This is a genomic window from Streptomyces sp. SBT349 (genome assembly GCF_001083795.1).
Taxonomy (GTDB): domain Bacteria; phylum Actinomycetota; class Actinomycetes; order Streptomycetales; family Streptomycetaceae; genus Streptomyces.
Window position 1 is genome coordinate 1 of record NZ_LAVK01000125.1, and the last position, 19801, is coordinate 19801.

The 19801-nt window shown below is 71.7% G+C and carries 18 protein-coding genes; 12 read left to right on the forward strand and 6 right to left on the reverse strand.

Annotated elements, in window-relative coordinates:
* The 5 genes from ADY01_RS37125 to thpD form a co-directional block, all read left to right on the forward strand.
* A partial coding sequence (locus ADY01_RS37125; RefSeq protein WP_159001249.1) for a hypothetical protein occupies positions 1-472 on the forward strand: 472 nt, incomplete at its 5' end.
* Positions 473-852: 380 nt separating this feature from the next.
* Positions 853-1455 (forward strand): diaminobutyrate acetyltransferase, encoded by a 603-nt coding sequence (gene ectA, locus ADY01_RS17105; protein WP_078900369.1) that lies wholly within the window; start codon positions 853-855, stop codon positions 1453-1455.
* 59 nt (positions 1456-1514) lie between these two features.
* The gene (ectB, locus tag ADY01_RS17110) at positions 1515-2783 is read left to right on the forward strand and encodes a diaminobutyrate--2-oxoglutarate transaminase (RefSeq protein ID WP_049573663.1); all 1269 of its coding nucleotides are present in this window, start codon (positions 1515-1517) and stop codon (positions 2781-2783) included.
* Positions 2784-2830: 47 nt separating this feature from the next.
* Positions 2831-3226 (forward strand): ectoine synthase, encoded by a 396-nt coding sequence (locus ADY01_RS17115; RefSeq protein ID WP_049573666.1) that lies wholly within the window; start codon positions 2831-2833, stop codon positions 3224-3226.
* 61 nt (positions 3227-3287) lie between these two features.
* The gene (thpD, locus tag ADY01_RS17120) at positions 3288-4187 is read left to right on the forward strand and encodes an ectoine hydroxylase (RefSeq protein WP_049573667.1); all 900 of its coding nucleotides are present in this window, start codon (positions 3288-3290) and stop codon (positions 4185-4187) included.
* A 54-nt stretch (positions 4188-4241) separates the two neighbouring features.
* Here the strand turns inward: thpD and ADY01_RS17125 are convergent, their stop codons facing one another.
* Together ADY01_RS17125 and ADY01_RS39145 are read right to left on the reverse strand one after the other, a co-directional pair.
* On the reverse strand, positions 4242-6974 hold the full coding sequence (locus tag ADY01_RS17125) for a twin-arginine translocation signal domain-containing protein (RefSeq protein ID WP_049573670.1): 2733 nt from the start codon (positions 6972-6974) through the stop codon (positions 4242-4244).
* Positions 6975-7033: 59 nt separating this feature from the next.
* Positions 7034-7210, reverse strand: coding sequence for a hypothetical protein (locus ADY01_RS39145; protein ID WP_159001251.1), 177 nt, complete (start codon positions 7208-7210; stop codon positions 7034-7036).
* Between the two features lie 195 nt (positions 7211-7405).
* On the opposite strand from ADY01_RS39145, the gene ADY01_RS17130 reads away from it, so the two are divergent.
* The 5 genes from ADY01_RS17130 to ADY01_RS17150 all read left to right on the forward strand — a co-directional run bounded on the left by ADY01_RS17130 (position 7406) and on the right by ADY01_RS17150 (position 11979).
* The gene (locus ADY01_RS17130; protein ID WP_049573673.1) at positions 7406-8275 is read left to right on the forward strand and encodes a helix-turn-helix domain-containing protein; all 870 of its coding nucleotides are present in this window, start codon (positions 7406-7408) and stop codon (positions 8273-8275) included.
* Position 8276: 1 nt separating this feature from the next.
* Positions 8277-8498, forward strand: coding sequence for a DUF397 domain-containing protein (locus ADY01_RS17135; protein WP_078900370.1), 222 nt, complete (start codon positions 8277-8279; stop codon positions 8496-8498).
* Positions 8499-8682: 184 nt separating this feature from the next.
* Complete coding sequence (locus tag ADY01_RS17140) at positions 8683-9162, forward strand: cation:proton antiporter regulatory subunit (RefSeq protein ID WP_049573676.1); 480 nt, start codon at positions 8683-8685, stop codon at positions 9160-9162.
* A 76-nt stretch (positions 9163-9238) separates the two neighbouring features.
* The gene (locus ADY01_RS17145) at positions 9239-10456 is read left to right on the forward strand and encodes a cation:proton antiporter (RefSeq protein WP_049573694.1); all 1218 of its coding nucleotides are present in this window, start codon (positions 9239-9241) and stop codon (positions 10454-10456) included.
* Positions 10457-10557: 101 nt separating this feature from the next.
* Positions 10558-11979, forward strand: a complete 1422-nt coding sequence (locus tag ADY01_RS17150) for an FGGY family carbohydrate kinase (RefSeq protein ID WP_049573678.1) — start codon at positions 10558-10560, stop codon at positions 11977-11979.
* Positions 11980-12697: 718 nt separating this feature from the next.
* Here the strand turns inward: ADY01_RS17150 and ADY01_RS40640 are convergent.
* The gene (locus ADY01_RS40640; RefSeq protein ID WP_234320268.1) at positions 12698-13537 is read right to left on the reverse strand and encodes a helix-turn-helix transcriptional regulator; all 840 of its coding nucleotides are present in this window, start codon (positions 13535-13537) and stop codon (positions 12698-12700) included.
* A 153-nt stretch (positions 13538-13690) separates the two neighbouring features.
* On the opposite strand from ADY01_RS40640, the gene ADY01_RS17160 reads away from it, so the two are divergent.
* Positions 13691-14578, forward strand: coding sequence for an oxidoreductase (locus ADY01_RS17160; protein WP_324613041.1), 888 nt, complete (start codon positions 13691-13693; stop codon positions 14576-14578).
* 7 nt (positions 14579-14585) lie between these two features.
* On the opposite strand, the gene ADY01_RS17165 is transcribed toward ADY01_RS17160, so the two are convergent.
* The 3 genes from ADY01_RS17165 to ADY01_RS17175 all read right to left on the reverse strand — a co-directional run bounded on the left by ADY01_RS17165 (position 14586) and on the right by ADY01_RS17175 (position 18505).
* Positions 14586-15587 carry an RNA polymerase sigma factor gene (locus ADY01_RS17165; protein ID WP_049573681.1) on the reverse strand — a complete coding sequence of 334 codons (1002 nt, stop codon included), beginning with the start codon at positions 15585-15587 and terminating at the stop codon, positions 14586-14588.
* A gap of 183 nt (positions 15588-15770) precedes the next feature.
* A complete protein-coding gene (gene dnaG, locus ADY01_RS17170) occupies positions 15771-17759 on the reverse strand; it encodes a DNA primase (RefSeq protein WP_049573683.1) in 1989 nt (662 codons plus the stop codon).
* Between the two features lie 38 nt (positions 17760-17797).
* Positions 17798-18505 (reverse strand): TetR/AcrR family transcriptional regulator C-terminal domain-containing protein, encoded by a 708-nt coding sequence (locus tag ADY01_RS17175; RefSeq protein ID WP_199826253.1) that lies wholly within the window; start codon positions 18503-18505, stop codon positions 17798-17800.
* A gap of 53 nt (positions 18506-18558) precedes the next feature.
* Here ADY01_RS17175 and ADY01_RS17180 point away from each other — a divergent pair.
* Positions 18559-19801, forward strand: a 1243-nt coding sequence (locus ADY01_RS17180) for a hypothetical protein (protein WP_063784263.1), incomplete at its 3' end; no start/stop codon positions are given.

A 19801-nucleotide genomic window follows, 5' to 3' on the forward strand; every position in this document is an offset into this window, starting at 1 on the left:
GGCGGCCACGTTGTGGGCGGCGTCGCTGGCCGCCGGGTGGGCCGGGGGCGGGGACGGCGAGGAGCGGCGGGTGGCGGCCGAGACCCGGCTGCCGTCCTCGGGCGTGGTGGATCCGGGGAGCAACCCGTACTGGTCGCAGAGCAATGTCACGGTGGAGACGGCCGAGCCGCTGACCTCGTTCACCGTGGAGCTGCGGGTGGTGGCGGGCGAGGGGATCAGGCCCACCGGGGCGTGGCGGACGCTGCCGGGCGACGACTTCGACCTGTCGGTGGCCACCGAGCGGGGCGACCTGGTCTTCCGGTGGTCGCTGCGGCCCGGCGCCGAGGTGCCACCGGGTGAGCACGTGTTCGCCGGGCAGTACGACCATGATCGCGGGCCACGGGCCGCGGAGCGGGACCGCTACCGCGTGGAGGGCGAGGGACCGGCCGGGCGGGTGTCGGCGCGCGGTGGCTTCCCGGCCGCCTCCGACTAATTCCTCCGGCGGTCACGGCCGGTATCCGCGGGGTATCAGCCGGGTATCGACCGGGTATTGGGGAGGAATTCAACCTTCGTTTCCCGCCCTATTGTGGATACACCTTGCGGGCCTCTTCTTCCCGGTAATCGAGGTTCTAAACGGTGTGTTTGCGGGATCCTGACGGGTCACGGGATGGGTTCACGATCATCACAAGCTTGTTACTTACTTGTGACATTCGCTCGACGTGCGTCCGCTTTGTCCGGTAACTAACGGACAGAACGCCACATTTTCTCACCGCACCGGCGGACATTCACGCGTGCGCGATAGCACATCGCTCTCACCCTGTTAACCCCCTTCGACGATGCATCTTCAACCGGGGCTGGGTAAATTCAATCTGCATGAGCCCCGCACAAGCGGACCATGCACGTCCCGCCCCCGATTTCCTGGAAACCGAATTTCTCGCAGCGCCCGAGGGACTGACCCTCGACAGCCCCGCTCTCGCCGACGGCGCCGCCCTGTGGCGCATCGCCCGGGACTCCCGGGTCCTCGACCTGAACTCCCCCTACAGCTACCTGCTGTGGTGCCGTGACTACGCCGGGACCTCCATCGTGGCGAGGGACACCTCGGGCGACCCGGTCGGCTTCATCACCGGCTACACCCGCCCCGAGGCGCCGCGCACCCTGCTGATCTGGCAGGTCGCGGTCGACCACGGGCAGCGCGGACGCGGCCTCGCCGCCGCGATGCTGGACGCGTTGGCCGCCCGCACGGGCCGGGAGCTGGGAGTGGAGGCCATCGAGACCACCGTCACCCCCGACAACACCGCCTCGGACCGCCTCTTCGCCTCCTTCGCGGACCGGCACCGTGCCGGGCTGACGCACGAGGTCCTCTTCGAGGCCGGAGTCTTCCCCGAACGCGGCCACGAGCCCGAGGTGCTGTACCGGATCGGCCCCCTGGCGCCAGGCGCGAAGACGCGCGCCCCCCGTACCGCGGCGGGTCGCTGAGCGCGAAGGCCCGGACGATCCCCGACCTGCCTGAGAAACCCCTGAACCAGGAGATCCCTGTGACCATCACCCAGCCGGACCTGAGCGTCTTCACGACCCTGGAGTCGGAGGTGCGGAGCTACTGCCGTGGCTGGCCCACCGTCTTCGACCGGGCCCAGGGCAGCTACCTGTACGACGAGGACGGCCACACCTTCCTCGACTTCTTCGCCGGAGCGGGCTCACTCAACTACGGCCACAACAACCCCGTGCTCAAACGGGCCCTGCTGGACTACCTGGAGCGCGACGGCATCACGCACGGCCTGGACATGTCCACCACCGCCAAACGGGCGTTCCTGGAGACGTTCCGCGACGTGGTGATGCGCCCGCGTGACCTGGACTACAAGGTCATGTTCCCCGGGCCCACCGGCACCAACGCCGTGGAGTCCGCGCTGAAGCTGGCCCGGAAGGTGAAGGGCCGGGAGTCGATCATCTCGTTCACCAACGCGTTCCACGGCATGTCGCTGGGGTCGCTGGCCGTCACGGGCAACGCCTTCAAGCGCGCGGGTGCCGGGATCCCGCTGGTCCACGGCACGCCCATGCCGTTCGACGACTACCTGCACGGCCGGACCCCGGACTTCATCTGGTTCGAGCGGCTGCTGGAGGACGCGGGCTCCGGGCTGAACAAGCCGGCCGCCGCCATCGTCGAGACCGTGCAGGGCGAGGGCGGCGTCAACGTCGCCAGCCCCGAGTGGCTGCGCGGCCTGGCCGACCTGTGCACGCGCCACGACATGCTGCTGATCGTGGACGACATCCAGATGGGCTGCGGGCGCACCGGGCCGTTCTTCTCGTTCGAGGAGGCGGGCATCGTCCCGGACATCGTCACCCTGTCGAAGTCCATCAGCGGCTACGGGCTGCCGATGTCCCTCGCCCTCTTCAAGCCGGAGCTCGACATCTGGGAGCCGGGCGAGCACAACGGAACCTTCCGCGGCAACAACCCCGCGTTCGTCACCGCCGCCGCCGCGCTCGACATGTACTGGAGCGACGGACAGATGGAGAAGCAGACCCTCAGCCGCGGCGAGCAGACCGAGGCCGCGCTGCGCGCCCTGGTCGCGGAGCACCCGGACGCCGGCGCGTCGGTGCGCGGGCGCGGGCTGGTGTGGGGCCTGGTGTTCGACGACACGGACCGGGCGACCGCGGTGTGCCGCCGCGCCTTCGAGCTGGGACTCCTGCTGGAGACCTCGGGCCCCCAGAGCGAGGTCGTCAAGCTGCTGCCCGCGCTGACGATCACGCCCGAGGAACTGGACGAGGGCCTGCGCATCCTCACCCGCGCCGTGCGCGAGACCGCCTGACCGGCCGACCGGCCGAGCACCACCGCCTGGAAGGGAAGAACAGCACTGTGATCGTCCGATCGCTCAGCGACATCGAGGGAACCGACCGGGACGTGGAGTCCGCCTCCGGCACCTGGCGCAGCAAGCGCCTCGTCCTGGCGAAGGAGCGCGTCGGCTTCTCGTTCCACGAGACCGTGCTCTACGCCGGGACGGAGACCAGCATGTGGTACGCCAACCACATCGAGGCGGTGTTCTGCGTGGAGGGCGAGGCCGAGCTCACCAACGACGAGACCGGCGAGAAGCACTGGATCACGCCCGGCACGATGTACCTGCTGGACGGCCACGAGAAGCACACCCTGCGCCCGAAGACCGACTTCCGGGCGATGTGCGTGTTCAACCCCCCGGTCACCGGCCGGGAGGACCACGACGAGAACGGCGTCTATCCCCTGCTCACCGAGGCATGAGGAGCCGCCGGCACGGCTCCCGAGAGCCGCGAGGAGTGAAGGAGAGGAAGGAAACACTCCCATGACCACCGCACCCGAACGCACCGCCGACCTCTACCCCACCAGGGGCGCCACCGAGGTGGCCACGCCGCGCCAGGACCCCGTCGTCTGGTCCGAGGCGAGCGCCCCAGGACCGTTCACCGCGGGTGAGCTCGCGGGTCTCGAACGGGACGGGTTCGCCGCGATCGACCAGCTCATCACCCCCGACGAGGTGCCGGTCTACCGCGCGGAGCTGGACCGGCTGGTCTCCGACCCGGCCATAAGGGCCGACGAGCGGTCCATCGTCGAGCCGTCCTCGCAGGAGATCAGGTCCGTCTTCGAGGTGCACCGGATCAGCGAGGTCTTCGCGCGGCTGGTCCGCGACCCGCGCGTGGTGGACCGGGCGCGGCAGATCCTCGGCTCCGACGTGTACGTCCACCAGAGCCGGATCAACGTGAAGCCCGGGTTCGGGGCCAGCGGGTTCTACTGGCACTCGGACTTCGAGACCTGGCACGCCGAGGACGGCATGCCGCGCATGCGGGCCGTGTCGGTGTCGATCGCGCTCACGGAGAACTTCGACACCAACGGCGGGCTGATGATCATGCCCGGTTCGCACCGGACGTTCCTCGGCTGCGCGGGCGAGACGCCCAAGGACAACTACAAGAAGTCGCTCCAGATGCAGGAGGCGGGCACGCCGTCCGACGAGGCGCTGACGGGCTTCGCCGACCGGCACGGCATCAAGCTGTTCACCGGCCGCGCGGGCTCGGCGACCTGGTTCGACTGCAACTGCATGCACGGCTCGGGGGACAACATCACCCCGTATCCGCGCAGCAACGTCTTCGTCGTCTTCAACAGCGTGGAGAACGCGGCGGTCGAGCCCTTCGCGGCGCCGATCCGCCGCCCCGACTACATCGGCGCACGGGACTTCACCCCCGTCCGCTGACCTGGGCCCCGAACGGCCCGGCTCCCCGCGCGAGGGGCCGGGCCGTTCGGCGTGCTACGGCAGTCGCCCGCCGATGAGGGCGAGGTTCTGGATGGCGGCCAGCCCGTACTGGGCGGCGGCGTTGGTGGAGATCATCTCGTACCAGTCGGTGGGGTTCAGGGTGTGCTCGACGCGTTCCGTCGCGTACTCCCAGTCCTCGCCGAACTCCCAGTCGAGGCGCGGGCGCAGGAACCCGTCCCAGGCGCGGGCGGCCAGCGCGTCGTCGCCGGTGCCGGCGGCGGCGTAGGCGTCGAGGCGGGTGTGGCCCTGGTTGAGGTTGGTGTTGCCGCCCAGGGGCTCGCCGACCTCCTCGACGGCCTCCTCCTCGGGCGCGTTGTAGAGGCGGCAGTACTGGAGCCAGGCCGCCTCGAACTCCGGGTTGTCGATCTGCTGGAGCAGCTCCGCGTTGATCTCGACCAGGCCGAACACGGCGCTGAGGTGGGAGACGTCGACCACCGGCTCCCCGGCGACGGCGAAGCGGCCCGTCTCCATGTCGTACAGGCCGGAGCCCTGGATGAAGCCGTTGGGCTGGGCGGCGATCGTCTCCATGGTGGCGAGCAGCTTGTCGCGGCACTCCTCCCAGCGCGGGCCGCGCCGCTCCCACTCGGTGAGCCAGGCGGAGGCGAGGCCGCTCCAGTCGGTGCCGAAGCCGATGGACAGGGCCCGGGGGTCGGGCTCGTAGGGCTCCTCCCGGATCTTGCGGAGCGGGTCCAGGACGAGGAACGTCTCCTCGGAGCGCGTGAGTTCGCGCATGAGGTCGCCGGTGCGCTCGTCGGCGGTCAGGTAGTGGTGGAAGCGCCGGTAGATGGCGGTGGAGATGCGCTGCTGCTTGGCGCTGTCGGCCCAGTGCTGCACGCCGTGCCGGGTGCCGAGGCCCGCCCAGGGGCCCGCGTGGTAGACGTCGACCTCGCCGGTGTGCCGCGTCATGGCCTCGGCGAAGCGGAAGATGTCGGCGCGGCCCGAGCGCAGATACGCGTACCACAGCCACAGGTCGGGCGAGAGCTCGGAGTTGGCCCAGGCGTAGCCGCCGATGTCGTAACGCCACACCCGCCGGTCGCTGTCCTGGGTGTGCATGACGTCGCCGTAGTCCCAGAAGCCGTACCAGTGGCGCTGTTCGCGGGCGGTGACGTAGTAGTCGAAGAGGAAGTCGAGGGTGTCCTCGATTCCGGCGCGGGCCGGGGTGGAGCGGTCGACGGGGCTGAACAGGCCGCCGAACGCGCCCGCGGCGACGAGGTGGTCGACCGGGTTGGCGAGCTGCGGCGGCACCCGGACGGCGTCGGCTATGGCCCCGAGGCGTTCCGCGTCGGGGGTGGACTCCAGGGCCCAGAAGGTGAGTTCGCTCGTGCGGGCGATGCCGTACGGGGTGCCGAACTCGGGCTCGTAGTCCTCGTAGGTGACTTCGAGCCCTTCGAGCTGCTCCTCGTAGGTGTCCTGGCCGAGTCCGCCGTGGTAGAAGCGGGTGTCCATCGGCTGGGCGTCGGGCGACCAGAGCCAGAGGGTGACCTCGGCGGTGTCGGTGTCGGCGCCCCTGATGTCGAGCTGGGTGGGGTGGCGCTGCCAGAAGTCCCGCAGCCCGAACGCGAATCCGCCGCCGGGGCCGCCGACGTAGCCGCAGCCCGCCGCGCGCCCGCCCTGGTCGACCGGGACCCACCCGTGGCCCGGCCCGGTGCGTTTCCTGACGGTGAAGCCCTCGGAGCTGAGCTGGCTGAGCGTGTAGTCGCCGAAGGACGGGATGAGGTGGACGCGGTCGCCGACGCGTGGGTCCCAGGTGTCGCGGGCGGGCGTGCGGTGGCCCGCGACCTGCGCGTCGCGCACCTCCTGCCCCGGGTCGCGGCGCAGCCCGGTGAGCGGCTGGACGGCCTCGGCCAGCGCGCCGTGTCCGGGGCCGACCAGGCGGATGTGGCGGTTGTACGGCTCCTCGCGCATCGGCACGGAGAACCGGACGCCGAGCCCGGCGATGAAGCCGTTGTCCCCGCTGCCCTCGTCGTCCAGGACGAAGCTGTGGACGAGGCGGAAGCTGTCGCCTCCGGCGGTGAAGACGAGCCGGACGGTGAACGGGAGCCACGCGCGGCCGTCCTTGCGGTGGCGGCCCTCGATCTTCACGACGGCGCGGACGGGACCGGCCTGCTCGACGGTCACCTCACTGATGTCACTGGTGAGTCGCTCGCGGCGGACGGTGCCGAGGCCCTCGTCGGGGACGTCGTTCTGCACCAGGTTGACGAGGTGGCCATGGGTGGCGATCTCGGTGCGGCCCCTGCGGATCCGGGTGATGAGGTCCTTGCCGCGCTTGGGGATGCGGGCGGTGAGGACGCCGGTGTCGATGTCGACGTGCCCGGACTTCTCGGTGACGGTGACGGCGTGCTCGGGCGCGGCGGGCTCCCCGGTGGCGAGGGTGTAGCTCTCGCCGGCCCCGGCGCCGCCGGACAGGGCGTGGCCGCTCCACTTCAGCGAGCCGTCGGGCCAGTAGGCGAGCGGCCAGCTCTGGAGCGGGACGGGCGTGCCGTCGGCGGCGGTGAGGGCGAAGGTCTCCTCCCCGTCAACCGCCCCTCGGGGCCAGGGAGTTCCCCATGTGGTACCGGTCAGCTCGGCCGGTCTGTCCTCCAGCCACGCGAGCCGCACCTCCCCCGCCGTGGCCTCCTCTCCCGGCCGGTGAGCGGCGGCGGTGGGCGCGTTGGCGAGCGAGGTCAGGGGCACGGCCACCCCTGCGGCGGCCACCCCCTTGAGCAGATCACGGCGGTCGATGCGCATGCGGGCGTACCTCCAGGTAGTGAGGGCACCTGGGATTGAAACGTTTTTACGGCCGTGGATCAAGGGGTTGGGCGGAGCCCGGTGCGCCGATTCCCGGTGGGTGGTCGCTGCTCCAGCCTCTCGAAGTGCTCGTCGATCCGCTTGCTCAGCTCGGCGAGCCGCGTGCGGAGGTCTTCGACCGGGTCGCCATCGCCCTCCGGCCTCTCGTCCGGTACGGGCTCCTCGGGGACGGTCATGGTTGTCACCTGCCGTTCGCAGCCAGAACGCTGGGTAGTGGGGCGTCATCATGGGGCACTCAACTTGCTTACGGCAAGTAGTCGTGAGTCAAGTTGCCACCATCGTGTAGCGTTCTGGTCCGGATGCGTGACGCATGATGTGAGCGAGAGGCAGACTGCTGCCACCGGACGCATCGAGCTGGAAGGGGAACGGCCATGGGTGTTGTCAGCAGTGGGAGTTCGCTGGCCGCGCGCAGGAAGTTGGCTGCGGAGCTGCGCGGACTCAGGGACGGGGCGGGCATGACGATCGAGGAGGTCGCGGAGGAACTCGGCTGCCACATCTCAAAGATCAGCCGCATCGAGACCGCCAAGCGGAACTGCACGGGTCAGGACTTCAAGGGCCTCATGGATCTCTACGACGTGAGCGCGGAACGGCGTGAGGAACTCGCCGAACTGATGAGCAGGGCCAAGCAGCGGACGCCTCCGTGGTGGCACGCGTACGGAGAAATCGTGACGCACAACTACAGCGAGTTCATGTCGTACGAGGCCGAGGCGGTCCGTTCCTGCGAGTACCAGTCAGTCCTGATTCCCGGGCTGCTCCAGACAGAAGACTACGCACGAGCTGTCACGGGACCGGGCTTCACGGTCTTCGATCCGGATCAGATCGACAGTCTGGTCGAAGTACGGATGACTCGACAGAAGTTGGTCCGTGACGACGACCCCCTTGTACTCGACGCCGTGGTGACGGAAGCAGCGCTGCGCATCCTCGTGGGAGGCATCGATGTCATGCGAGGGCAGCTGCGTCACCTCAGTCAGGTCACTCGTCGTGACAACATCCGGTTCCGGGTGATCCCCTTTGAGGCAGGGCAGTTGGGTGCCATGACAGGCGCATTCGTGCTGTTCGGTACCCAGAAGGACAGCGAGCCGGACGCTGCATTCATGGAGTCGACCGAAGGCTCTCGTTTCAGCGACGATCTGCTGGCCCTCCGGCGTTTGAACCGCCTCTTCAAAAACTTGTCAGACGCGGCGCTCAGCGAGGATGATAGCCGCGAATTGGTGATTCGGATCGAGAAAGAGCTGGTCTGAGATGAGTGACCTGGACCGCATGGTCGACCTCGACAGCGCCGTGTGGTGGAGAAGTTCGTACACTGGCAACGGCGGCAACTGCGTTGAGGCCGCTGTCCTTAGCGTGGAGTTGGTCGGCGTGCGGGACAGCAAGGACACCAGCATCCCGGCGGCCCGGGTCTCCCTCCCCGCGTGGTCGGCGTTCATCGGCGCCGTGATCGGCGACGGGTTGTCACGTTCGTGATCTGAGCGATGTGGGGCGGCTTCTACGCCTGGCTTAGGTGGCCGGGGCTTGGCCGGGTGGGAGGAATGTCGGGCATGGCCGGAGGATATATAGCCAAGAAGTCTTTGCAAAGAGTCTTTGCAAAGAACTGTTGGTGATTCAAGGCATTACACTCTCTGTGGCGCCCAACGGGAGGAGGCAGGTCATGGTGACCCGGCGTACACCGCTGCCTGGCGTCGGTACCCAGTACGACCTCGCCACACGAGGTGGACAGCACATCTCGGTCGTGGCACACGAAGACGGACGGCGGTTCATCGGGTTCTACGACCCCGAGGACCCCGACTCCTGCCAGGGGACCGTCCCCCTGGAAGCGGAGGAAGCCGCCCGGCTGGCCTCGATCATCGCCCCGGAGCGCGCGGAAAGCGCGCTTCCCGACGGCGAGTTCGGGCTCGACCTGGTCACCGAGCGGATCCCCATCGAGCCCGACTCCCCGTACCGGGGCCGGCCCATGGGCGACACCAAGGCCCGCACCCGCACCGGGGCCTCGATCGTCGCCGTATTGCGCCGCACGGGAGCACACCCGTCTCCCGCGCCCGACTACCGGCTTGAGGCAGGTGACACGTTGCTGGTTGTCGGCACCCGTGAGGGAGTCGACGATCTGGCCGACATCATCGCGGGCTCGTGAGGCACACAGAGCGAAGATCACGACCCGCACCTTGCAGACGCCGGTGCGGCGCTGCTAACGGAAAGGTGCGGTGATCGTGCACGACACCACGACCATGCTGATCGAACTGGGGGCCGTCGTCCTCGGACTCGGCCTCGTCGGGCGGCTGGCCGGGCGACTCGGGCTCTCCCCCATCCCTCTCTACCTTCTCGCCGGCCTCGCCTTCGGCCACGGCGGCTTTCTGCCGTTGTCCACCACCGAGGGCTTCATCGAGATCGGCGCCGAGATCGGCGTCATCCTGCTGCTGCTGATGCTCGGCCTGGAGTACACCGCGACGGAGCTGGTGGACAGCCTCCGCACGCAGTATCCCTCGGGGGTCGTCGACCTCCTCCTCAACGCGACACCCGGCGCGCTGGCCGCGCTGCTCCTGGGCTGGGGCCCGGTGGGCGCGCTGGCGCTCGCGGGCGTCACCTACATCTCCTCCTCGGGCGTCATCGCGAAGGTCCTCACCGAGCTGAACCGTCTCGGCAACCGCGAGACCCCCGTCATCCTGGGCATCCTGGTGATCGAGGACCTCACCATGGCCGTCTATCTGCCGATCCTCTCCACGGTGCTGGCCGGGGTGGGTCTGGCGAGCGGCAGCGTGACGCTGGGGATCGCGCTCGGCACGGCGGGGATCGCGCTGTTCCTGGCGCTGCGGCACGGACGGGTGATCAGCAAGGCCGTCTCCTCGGACAATCCGGAGATGCTGCTGCTCGTGGTGCTCGGCCTCACCCTGCTGGTGGCGGGGGTCGCGCAGCGGCTCCAGGTGTCGGCGGCGGTGGGCGCGTTCCTGGTGGGCATCGCGCTCTCCGGGGAGGTCGCGCACAATACGCGCCGGCTGTTCACCCCCCTGCGGGATCTCTTCGCGGCGGTGTTCTTCGTCTTCTTCGGCCTCTCGACGGACCCGACCGACATTCCCCCGGTGCTGGTCCCGGCGCTGCTGCTGGCCGTGGTCACCGCGGCCACGAAGATCGCGACCGGCTGGTACGCGGCGCGGCGGGCGGGAATCGGGCCGCGGGGGCGGTTCAGGGCGGGGGGCGCGTTGGTGGCGCGCGGCGAGTTCTCCATCGTGATCGCGGGCCTGGCGTCGGCGACGGAGCCACGGATCGCGCCGGTGGCGACGGCGTATGTCCTGATACTGGTGATTCTTGGCCCGTTCGCGACGCGGTGGACGGAGCCCGCGGTGCGGCAGTTGAGGGAGCGGAGGAAGGCGCGGAACGCGGCGGCCTCGGACGTGGTGGCGGAGATTCGCCCGGCCGAGTCGGGCGCGTGATCCCCGCCTGCGCTCGTGCGCCCCGGCGCCCCCCACCGTGCTCCGGCGCAATGTGACCATATGGTCCGTGCCGCCGGACGGATGAGGCATCATTCCTTCTCATGGGATTGGTCGCCGGTCTTGACAGTTCGTCCGTGTACACCCGCATCGTCGTCTGTGACGCGGACACCGGGGAGGTGGTCCGGCATGGACACGCCGAGCACCCGAGCGGGGAGGCGACGCCCGAGTCGTGGCTGCTGTCGCTGGGCGAGGCGGCCGACGGCGGGGTGCTGGAGGAGGTCACGGCCATCGGCGTCGCGGCCCAGCAGAACGGTGTGGTCGCGCTCGGCCCCGAGGGCAATCCGGTCAGGCCCGCGCTGACGGGCGGCGACGACCGGGGCCAGGCCGCCGCGCTGGGCCTGGTGGACGCGCTTGGGGGGCGGGCGGCCTGGGCGGAGGCGGTCGGCTCGGTGCCGCAGCCGGGGCAGCCGGTGGCGCAGTTGCGGTGGCTGGCCCGCGAGGAGCCGGAGGCGGCACGGCGCGCCACCACGGTGCTCCAGGCGCAGGACTGGCTGGTCTGGCAGCTCCTCGGCCGCCCGCGCCGGTGGACGACCGACCGCGGCGGGGCGTCGAGCACCGGCTACTGGTCGGCCGTCTCGGAGTCCTGGCGCTACGAGCTGGCGGAGCTGGCGATCGGGCATCCGGTGGCGCTGCCCGACGTGCTGGGTCCCGCCGAGGCGGCCGGCCGCACGCCGGAGGGGCTGCTGATCTCGGCGGGCACGGGCGAGACGATGGCCGCCGCGTTCGGCCTGGGCATGGGGATGGGCGACGCGGTGATCTCGCTCGGCGCCTCGGGGTCGGTGTGCGCGGTCCACGACGACGCGCTGACCGACCCGAGCGGGACGATCACCTGCTACGCGGACGCCACCGGGCTGCATCTGCCGGTGGTGCGGACGTTGAACGCGACGCGTGTGCTGCGGGGGACCGCCGAGTTGCTGGGCCGGGACCTGCCGGAGCTGTCGGAGCTTGCGCTGACGTCGACGCCGGGGGCGCACGGGCTGGTGTTCCTGCCGTATCTGGCGGGTGAGCGCACGCCCGAACTGCCGCACACGGCCGGTACGTTGGCGGGGCTGCGGCGGGAGAGCATGAAGCCGGAACATCTGGCCAGGGCGGCGTTCGAGGGGATGCTCTGCGGGCTGGCGGACGCGGCGGAGGTGCTGCGGAAGAGAGGGGTGCGGATCGACCGGGTCTTCCTGCTGGGCGCCGCGGCCGAGCTGCCCGCGGTGAAGGCGCTGGCGCCCGCGATCTTCGGCGCCCAGGTCGTCATCCCGGCCCCGGCCGACTACACGGCGCTCGGCGCGGCGCGGCAGGCGGCCTGGTCGCAGGCGGTCGCGGACGCCGGGGCGAGCGCGGAGGCGCCGCCCTCCTGGCCCTCGGCCCCCGGCGAGACGCTGGACCCGGAGGACGAACAGGCGGGGGGCGTGGCCGTGCGCCAGCAGTACGCGGCGGTACGGGACGAGACCCACCCCGACGCGTTCGGCTGAGGCCGTGCGGGGGCGCCCGGTCGCCGCGGGTCCGCGCGGGTCCGCGCGGGCCGCGCCGGACAACTCGGCCCACGCCGGTCAGCTGGGCTCACCCCGGTCCGCGCCGATCAGCTCGGCTCGCGCCGGTCCGCAGCGGACAGCTCGGTCCGCGCCAGTTCCCGCCGGACAGCTCAGCCCAGGCCAGTCCGCACCGGACAACCCGGTCCGCGCCAGTCCCCGCCCGACAACTCGGCTCACGCCAGTCAGCTCGGTCCGCGCCGGTCCCCGACGATCCCCGCCGGTCCGCACCGGACAGCTCGGCTCCGCCAGTCCCCGCCGATCAGCTCGGTCCCCGCTGGTCCCCGCCGGACAACTGGGCTCACGCCGATCCCCGCCGGACAGCGCCGGTCCGTACCGGTCAGCTGGGCTCACCCCGGTCCGCACCGCACAGCTCGGCTGACCCCGGTCCCCGCTGCTCCCCGCCGGACAACTCGGCTCACCCCGGTCCCCGCCGGACAGCGCCGGTCCGTACCGGTCAGCTGGGCTCACCCCGGTCCGCACCGCACAGCTCGGCTGACCCCGGTCCCCGCTGCTCCCCGCCGGACAGCTGGGCTCACGCCGGTCCGCGCCAGTCCGCGCCGGTCAGTTCGGCTCACGCCGGACAACTCGGCTCACCCCGGTCCCCGCTGCTGCCCGCCGATCAGCTGGGCTCGCGCCGGGCCGCGCCGGGCCGCTCGGCTCACGCCGGGCCGCTCGGCTCGCGCCAGTGGGCGGCGAGTTGGGTGCGGCTCGTGGTGCCGCTCTTGGCGAGGGCACGGGTCAGGTGCTTCTTCACGGTGCCGACGCCGACGAACATGCGCTGGGCGATCTGCTGGTTGGTCATGCCCTGGGCGGCCAGGCCCGCCACCTCGCGTTCGCGGGGGGTCAGGCCGAGGTCGCGGCAGGCGGCCTCGGCCAGGCGGTCGCGGGCGAGCTGGACGGCGGCGAGGGGCGCGAGCTGGCGGCCGAGCGCCCGCATCACCGCGATGTCGCGGGTCGAGACGCGGTGGGCGCCGCGCACGACGACGCCGACGTAGACCACGCCCTCCCCGCCCGCGTCGATCATGATGCCGACCTTGTCATGGATGCCGTTGGGCTTGAGGAAGCGCTCGACGTACGCGTGCTGCGCGGGCACGCGCTCGGGGCGCAGTTCGAGGAGCGTGACCGCGCCGCGTTCGGCGAGCAGCCGGTGGGCCTCTTCGGTCATGAACGGGTCCGAGGTGATCCAGTGGCGGGCGTACTCGTCCAGGAACTCGCGCGTGTAGCCGCTCTTGATCCCGCGCCCGTCCCAGAGGGCGTCGGCGATGGTCGGGCCGTGCAGCACGGCGATGGTGGAGTATCCGAACCACTCCTCCAGCCCCCGCAGCAGCCGCTCGCGGAACGCGGGCAGGTCGGCGGCGCGGTCCACCGCCTCGTACACGCCGAACAGGCGCCGGTAGTCCTCGGGCGGCAACGGCTCGTCGCCGGGCAGGCGCCGGGGGCCGCCGGGGACGGAGACGACGGCGTGCGCGGCGGCCGTGGGCCGGGAGTCCAGGGTCACACCTTCTTATAAGCCGGGACCCGTTGCCCGAGCAAGGGTTCCGGGTCGGCGGCCGTTCCACCTTCGGCCCATGTCGCCGGTGCGAAGGGCCGGGCATCGTGATCCGTGCCGGTCGGCCGACCGCGCACCCCCCGCGCGATACCAGGAGCAACGGTGCCCTCGATCCCCTCGATTCCCTCGATCGCCTCGATCGCCTCGCCCCCTTCGCCCGACGCCCGGCGCTGGTTGATCACCGGGGCGAACAGCGGCTTCGGGGCCGCCTTCACCCGGGCCGCGCTCGCCGCGGGAGACCTGGTGGTGGCCGCCGTGCGGCGCCCCGAGACGCTGGGTGACCTCGCCGCCGCCCACCCCGGCCGGCTGACCGTCGTCGCGCTGGATGTGACCGACGCGGAGCAGTGCGAACGGATCGTGCGGACCGCGGAGTCGACATACGGGCACATCGATGTGCTGGTCAACAACGCCGGGTTCGGCACCGTCGGCGCGCTGGAGGAGACGGCGGAGGAGGACCTCCGACACGCCATGGAGGTCATGTTCTTCGGCCCGGTGCGGCTGAGCAGGCTGGTGCTGCCCGGAATGCGCCGCCGCCGCAGCGGCACCGTGGTCCAACTGACCAGCATGGGCGGGCTGCTGGCGTTCGCCGGGGTGAGCACCTACTGCGCCGCCAAGGGCGCGCTCGAACAGGCGAGCGAGGCGCTGGCCGCCGAGGTGGAGCCGCTGGGCATCCGGGTGCTGATCGTCGAACCGGGCGCGTTCCGCACGGAGTTCAACGGCGCGCTCCAGAAGGCGGCGCCGCTGCCCGACTACGAGGCGACGGTCGGCACCATCCGCGACTCCCTGGCGGACGGGGACGGCAAGCAGCCGGGCGACCCGGAGAAGGCGGCGCGGGCCCTGCTGGCCGCGCTCGACCTTCCCGAGCCGCCGCTGCGGCTGGCGCTCGGCGACGACGCGGTGGCCGCCATCAGGGACAAACTCGCCCGCGTCGCCTCCGACCTGGACGCCACCGCGCCGCTGGGCACCGGCGGCGCGATCAACTTCCCCTGACCCCCGCTCAGTCCAGGTAGCCGCGCAGCTGCTCCGCGTAGGCGTGGTCGCGCAGCTTGCCCAGCGTCTTGTGCTCGATCTGGCGTATGCGTTCGCGGGTGACGCCGAAGAGGCGGCCGATCTCCTCCAGGGTCCGCGGCCGGCCGTCGACCAGGCCGTAGCGGAGCTCGACCACGCGGCGTTCGCGGTCGCCCAGCGTGGACAGAACCGCTTCGAGCTGCTCGCGCAGGAGCATGAACGCGGCCGACTCGGCGGGCGAGGGCACGTCGGCGTCCTCGATGAGGTCGCCGAGGTTGACGTCGTCCTCGTCGCCGATCGGGGCCTGGAGGGAGACGGGGTCCTGGGCCAGCCGCAGGATCTCGCTGACCCGGGCGGGGGTCAGGCCGAGCAGCACCGCGACCTCCTCGGACGTCGGCTCGTAGCCGCGCTCCTGGAGCACGCGCCGCTGCACGCGGATGACGCGGTTGATCAGCTCGACCACGTGCACCGGCACCCTGATGGTGCGGGCTTGGTCGGCGATGGCGCGGGACATCGCCTGCCTGATCCACCAGGTCGCGTACGTCGAGAACTTGAAGCCGCGGGTGTAGTCGAACTTCTCCACGGCGCGGATCAGGCCCAGGTTCCCCTCCTGGACGAGGTCCAGCATGGTCAGCCCCCGCCCGATGTACCGCTTGGCGACCGAGACGACCAGGCGCAGGTTGGCCTCGATCAGCTGCCGCTTCGCCAGCCGCCCCCGCACCACCAGCCGGTCCAGGTCCAGCGCGAGCCGGTCCCCGGGGACGTCACCGGTCACGAGCGGGAGCAGGAGCCGTTCCTCGGCGAAGAGGCCCGCCTCGATGCGCCGGGCCAGCTCCACCTCGTCGGATGCCGTCAGCAGGGGGATGCGGCCGATCTCGCGCAGGTACTGCCGGAAGAGGTCTCCGGTGGCGCCGTTGCCCTCGGGCCGGGGGGTCGCCCGCCGTCGCGCGGCTCTGGCCGTCTCGGTGGCGGGGAGGGTCGGGGTCTGCACGGAGCGGCCTCCAGAAGATCGCGGCAAGCGGGGAAGGGGAGGGAGCGGCACCGCCCCCAGTGTGGGGTACGGCACACTCCGGCCACGAGATGCGTGCGGAGACTTTTTGCAGGGGTGACTACCGAGGGCCCACGCCCGACTACCCTTCCCCCGGGGCCGGTTGGGGCCGGGCGGGGGCGCGGCTCAGGAGTAGAGCGCCTCGACGCCGCGCTCCTTGAGCGCCGTGCGGTACTGCTCCAGGGCCCACAACTCCTGGCGGATCTCGGCCGCGTGGGTGTTCCCGTTCTGGGCCTCGTCGCGGCGCGCGGTGGACTCCAGTTGGCGGATGTGCCGCTCGACGGCGGCCAGCCTGACCTGGACGAGGCGGCGCCCCGCGTACACGTCCACCTCGGCCTGCCTGCGGCGCGGCAGGGTCAGCGGCTCGACGGCCAGCTCCCTGATCAGGGTCTTCACCGAGTCGTCGGGCGCGGCCTGGCTGACGCGCTCCAGGTACGCGTCGTCGGCCGCGCTCGCCCCGCCCGCCTCCCCGATGGCGCGGCGGACCACGGCGTAGGGCGGGGCGGTGAACTCGTCCTCGCCGAAGGCGTCAAAGGCCGGCGAGACCTGCTCGGGGAACTGGAGCGCGATCTTCAGCAGCTCGCGCTCCTCAAGAAAGGCGGGGCTGCGGAGGTTCAGCGGGGGGCCCCCGCCCTGCCGCCCACCGGGAGCCGAGCCGGAGGGCTCCTGGGATCCGTGCGGCGCCTGGGAGGGGTGGCGTCCGCCGCCGGGGGGCGCGTGCCGCGAGGGGGGCGCCTGGAGACCCGGCCCCGCGCCGGACCCCTGCTGCCGGCCCCGGCCCCAGCGCGCGAGCTGCCCGATGCGCCGCACCACGAAGCGCTCGTCGGGGATGCCGACGAGCCCGGAGAGCCGGACGGCGTACTCGTGCCGGATCGCCGGGTCCTTGATCTGCGCGACGATCGGTGCGGCGAAGTCGAGCGCGGCCGAACGGCCCTCCGCCGTATCGAGGTTGTGCTGCCGGACGACCGACCTGATCGCGAACTCGAACAACGGCGAACGGGCTTCGACCAGCTTCCGCACGGCGTCGTCGCCGTCCGCGATCCGCAGCTCGCAGGGGTCCATGCCGCCGGGCGAGATGGCGATCGACGTCCGCGCGGCGAACTTCTGGTCGTCCTCGAACGCCCGCAGCGCCGCCTTCTGCCCGGCCGCGTCGCCGTCGAAGGTGAAGACGACCTCGCCCGCGCTGTGCGAGCTGGAGCTGTCCATCAGCAGCCGCCGCAGGATCTTGACGTGCTCGCCGCCGAACGCGGTGCCGCAGGTCGCGATGGCCGTGGTGACCCCGGCCAGGTGGCAGGCCATGACGTCGGTGTAGCCCTCGACGACGACCGCCTGGTTGCCCTTGGCGATGTCGCGCTTGGCGAGGTCGATGCCGTAGAGGACCTGCGACTTGCGGTAGATGGGCGTCTCGGGGGTGTTGAGGTACTTGGGCCCGTTGTCGTCGTCGCGCAGCTTGCGGGCGCCGAAGCCGACGACCTCGCCGGTGATGTCCCTGATCGGCCAGATCAGCCGTCCGCGGAACCGGTCGATCGGGCCGCGCTTCCCGTCCTGCGCGATGCCCGAGGTCAGCAGCTCGTGGTCGGTGAAACCGCGGCCCCGCAGGAAGCGCACCAGGTGGTCCCAGCCCCCGGGCGCGTACCCGACGCCGAAGTGCTCGGCGGCCTCCTGGTCGAACCCGCGCTCGTGCAGGAAGCGACGGCCGACCTCGGCCTCGGGCGAGGCGAGCTGATCCGCGTAGAACCGGGCGGCGGCCTTGTGCGCCTCGACCAGCCGCGTCCGTTCGCCCTGCTGCCGCCCGGGGCTGTACCCGCCCTGCTCGTACCGGAGCGTGATACCGGCCTGCGCCGCCAGCCGCTCGACGGCCTCGGAGAAGGACAGGTGCTCCATCTTCATCACGAAGGAGAGGGTGTCCCCGCCCTCCTGGCAGCCGAAGCAGTGGTAGAGGCCCTTGCTCGGACTGACCTGGAACGAGGGCGACTTCTCGTCGTGGAAGGGGCACAGGCCCTTCAGGTTCCCCCCGCCGGCGGGGCGGAGCTGGAGGTACTCGGAGGCCACGGCGTCGATCGGGACCGCGTCCCGTACCGACTTCACGTCCTCGTCGTTGATCCTGCCCGCCACGCCTGAAGTCTACGGCGCGGCTCGGACAGCGGCGCCGTTCACCCGGGACCGGGGTCGATCCGGGCCTCGATCCCGTCGAGGATGATGTCGAGGCCGCGCCTGAACCCGCCGTCGGAGTCGGCGTCCTCGACCTCCGCCTGCCGCGCCAGCGCCGGATAGCGGTCGGCGTGCGCGGCGACGTGCCGCTTGACCTCGCGGCGCAGCTCCGCCTCCTCGTCGGCGTCGGTGACGCGCGAGCGCCACACGTTCTCCGCGGCGACGAAGCCGTGGACGTAGGCGAACAGCGTCGAGACGGCGGCGTTGAGCTCGGGCCGCGACAGGCCCGCGCGGGCGAGGGCCGCGTAGAAGCGCTCCGAGCGGGCGAGGGAGGTGGGGCCGATCATGGGCCGGGTGCCGATCAGCGCGGTGATCCAGACGTGGCGCCGCATCACCCGGCGGCTCTGGACGAGGTGCCCGGTGAGGGCGTCGCGCCAGGGGGTGGAGTCGTCCTCGTCCACGGCGATCTCGGCCATGACCGCGTCGAGGGCGAGGTCGAGCACGTCCTCGCGGGTCTCGACATAGGAGTAGAGCGACATGGTGCCCACGCGCAGCCGGGCGGCGAGGCGGCGCATGGAGAAGCCGTCCACGCCCTCGCCGTCGAGCAGTTCGACCGCCCCCGCCACGATGCGCTCCCGCGACAGCCGCGGTCGGCGACCCTTCCCCTGGTCGCGGAACCAGAAGCTCTGGGGTCCTCGCAGCCCTGCCACCTGCCGCCGCCTTTCGTACACTGTACGGATTTCCGTACGGATAGCTTCCCGGTATGAATTCCGAAACCTGGCTGCGTGATTACGCGATGCTGGCCCTGCGCGTCAACCGCCTGGTCACGGCGGACGGCGGGGGGACGCTGCTGATCTACCGGGGTCCCGCCGCGTGGCGGACGGAGGCGCTCGGCGAGGCGCCCCCCTCGGCCGGCCGTCTGGCCGAGGACGCCGACCGGCTCCTGGGGGCCGTGCCGCCCGGCGCGGGGCGGGTCGCCCATCTGTCGGCGCAGGTACGGGCGTTGCGGGCGGTGGCGCGGCGCGCGGGCGACGGCGCGCGCTCCGGGGCAGGCTCCGGCATGCCGCTGGCCGACTTCGCGCGGGAGGCCCTGGGGATCGAGGCGGGCCCGGTGCCCCAGGCCGTGTTCGAGGAGGCGCACGACCGGCTCGACGCGGCGCTGCCCGGCGCGCACGGCTCGTTGGGCGCCCGTCTCGACGCGTGGAAGGCGGCGCACGCGCTGCGCCCCGGCCACCGCGACCGGCTGCCGGACCTGGTGGCGCGGGCCGTCGCCGAGACGCGGGCGAGGACCGGCGCCGGCATCGTCCCGCTGCCGCCCGACGAGGAGGTCAGCTGCGTCGTCGTCCCGGAGGCGCACTTCCTGGCCGCAGGCCACTACGAGGGCGGGGGCCGCTCGGTGATCTACGTCAACGGCGGGCTGCCGTTCACCGTGGCCGACCTGCTGTACGTGGTCGCGCACGAGGGCCACCCCGGGCACATCGCCGAGTCGCTGCTGAAGGAGGGCCGCGCGGACTGCCGGGTGCGTTTCATGCTGTCGCCCTCGTTCGTGGTCAGCGAGGGCCTCGGCCTGCACGCGCAGGAGCTCGTGTTCCCGGGCGGGGAGGCGCAGCGGTGGCTGGCCGAGCACGTGCTGCCCGAGCTGGGCATCGCGCCGGACGGCAGCGACTTCGCCGCGATCCACGCCGCGAGGAACGCGCTGTGGGGAACGTGGGCCAACGCCGCCTTCCTCGCGGACGAGGGCCGCCCCGAAGGGGAGATCCGCGCCTACCTGACGCGTTGGGGTCTGCTGGACGAGGCCGAACTCGCGGCGGCGCTCTCCTTTGTGACCCTGCCCGGGATGAACGCCTATGTCCTGGGCTACTACTACGGCTGGCGCGCCGTGGGGTCATGGCTGGGCGCGGCGGCCACGGGGGCGGAACGGGGTGCGCGCGTGCGGCGGCTGCTCACCGAGCCGCTGCTCCCGGCGGACCTCGCCCCCGGGGCCGGGACGGGGGACGGAACGGCGA

Coding starts and splice junctions, on each gene's coding strand:
- ectA (WP_078900369.1), top strand. CDS start 853: ATGAGCCCCGCACAAGCGGACCATGCACGTCCCGCCCCCGATTTCCTG.
- thpD (WP_049573667.1), top strand. CDS start 3,288: ATGACCACCGCACCCGAACGCACCGCCGACCTCTACCCCACCAGGGGC.
- ADY01_RS17125 (WP_049573670.1), bottom strand. CDS start 6,974: ATGCGCATCGACCGCCGTGATCTGCTCAAGGGGGTGGCCGCCGCAGGG.
- ADY01_RS39145 (WP_159001251.1), bottom strand. CDS start 7,210: ATGACCGTCCCCGAGGAGCCCGTACCGGACGAGAGGCCGGAGGGCGAT.
- ADY01_RS17130 (WP_049573673.1), top strand. CDS start 7,406: ATGGGTGTTGTCAGCAGTGGGAGTTCGCTGGCCGCGCGCAGGAAGTTG.
- ADY01_RS17135 (WP_078900370.1), top strand. CDS start 8,277: ATGAGTGACCTGGACCGCATGGTCGACCTCGACAGCGCCGTGTGGTGG.
- ADY01_RS17140 (WP_049573676.1), top strand. CDS start 8,683: ATGGTGACCCGGCGTACACCGCTGCCTGGCGTCGGTACCCAGTACGAC.
- ADY01_RS17150 (WP_049573678.1), top strand. CDS start 10,558: ATGGGATTGGTCGCCGGTCTTGACAGTTCGTCCGTGTACACCCGCATC.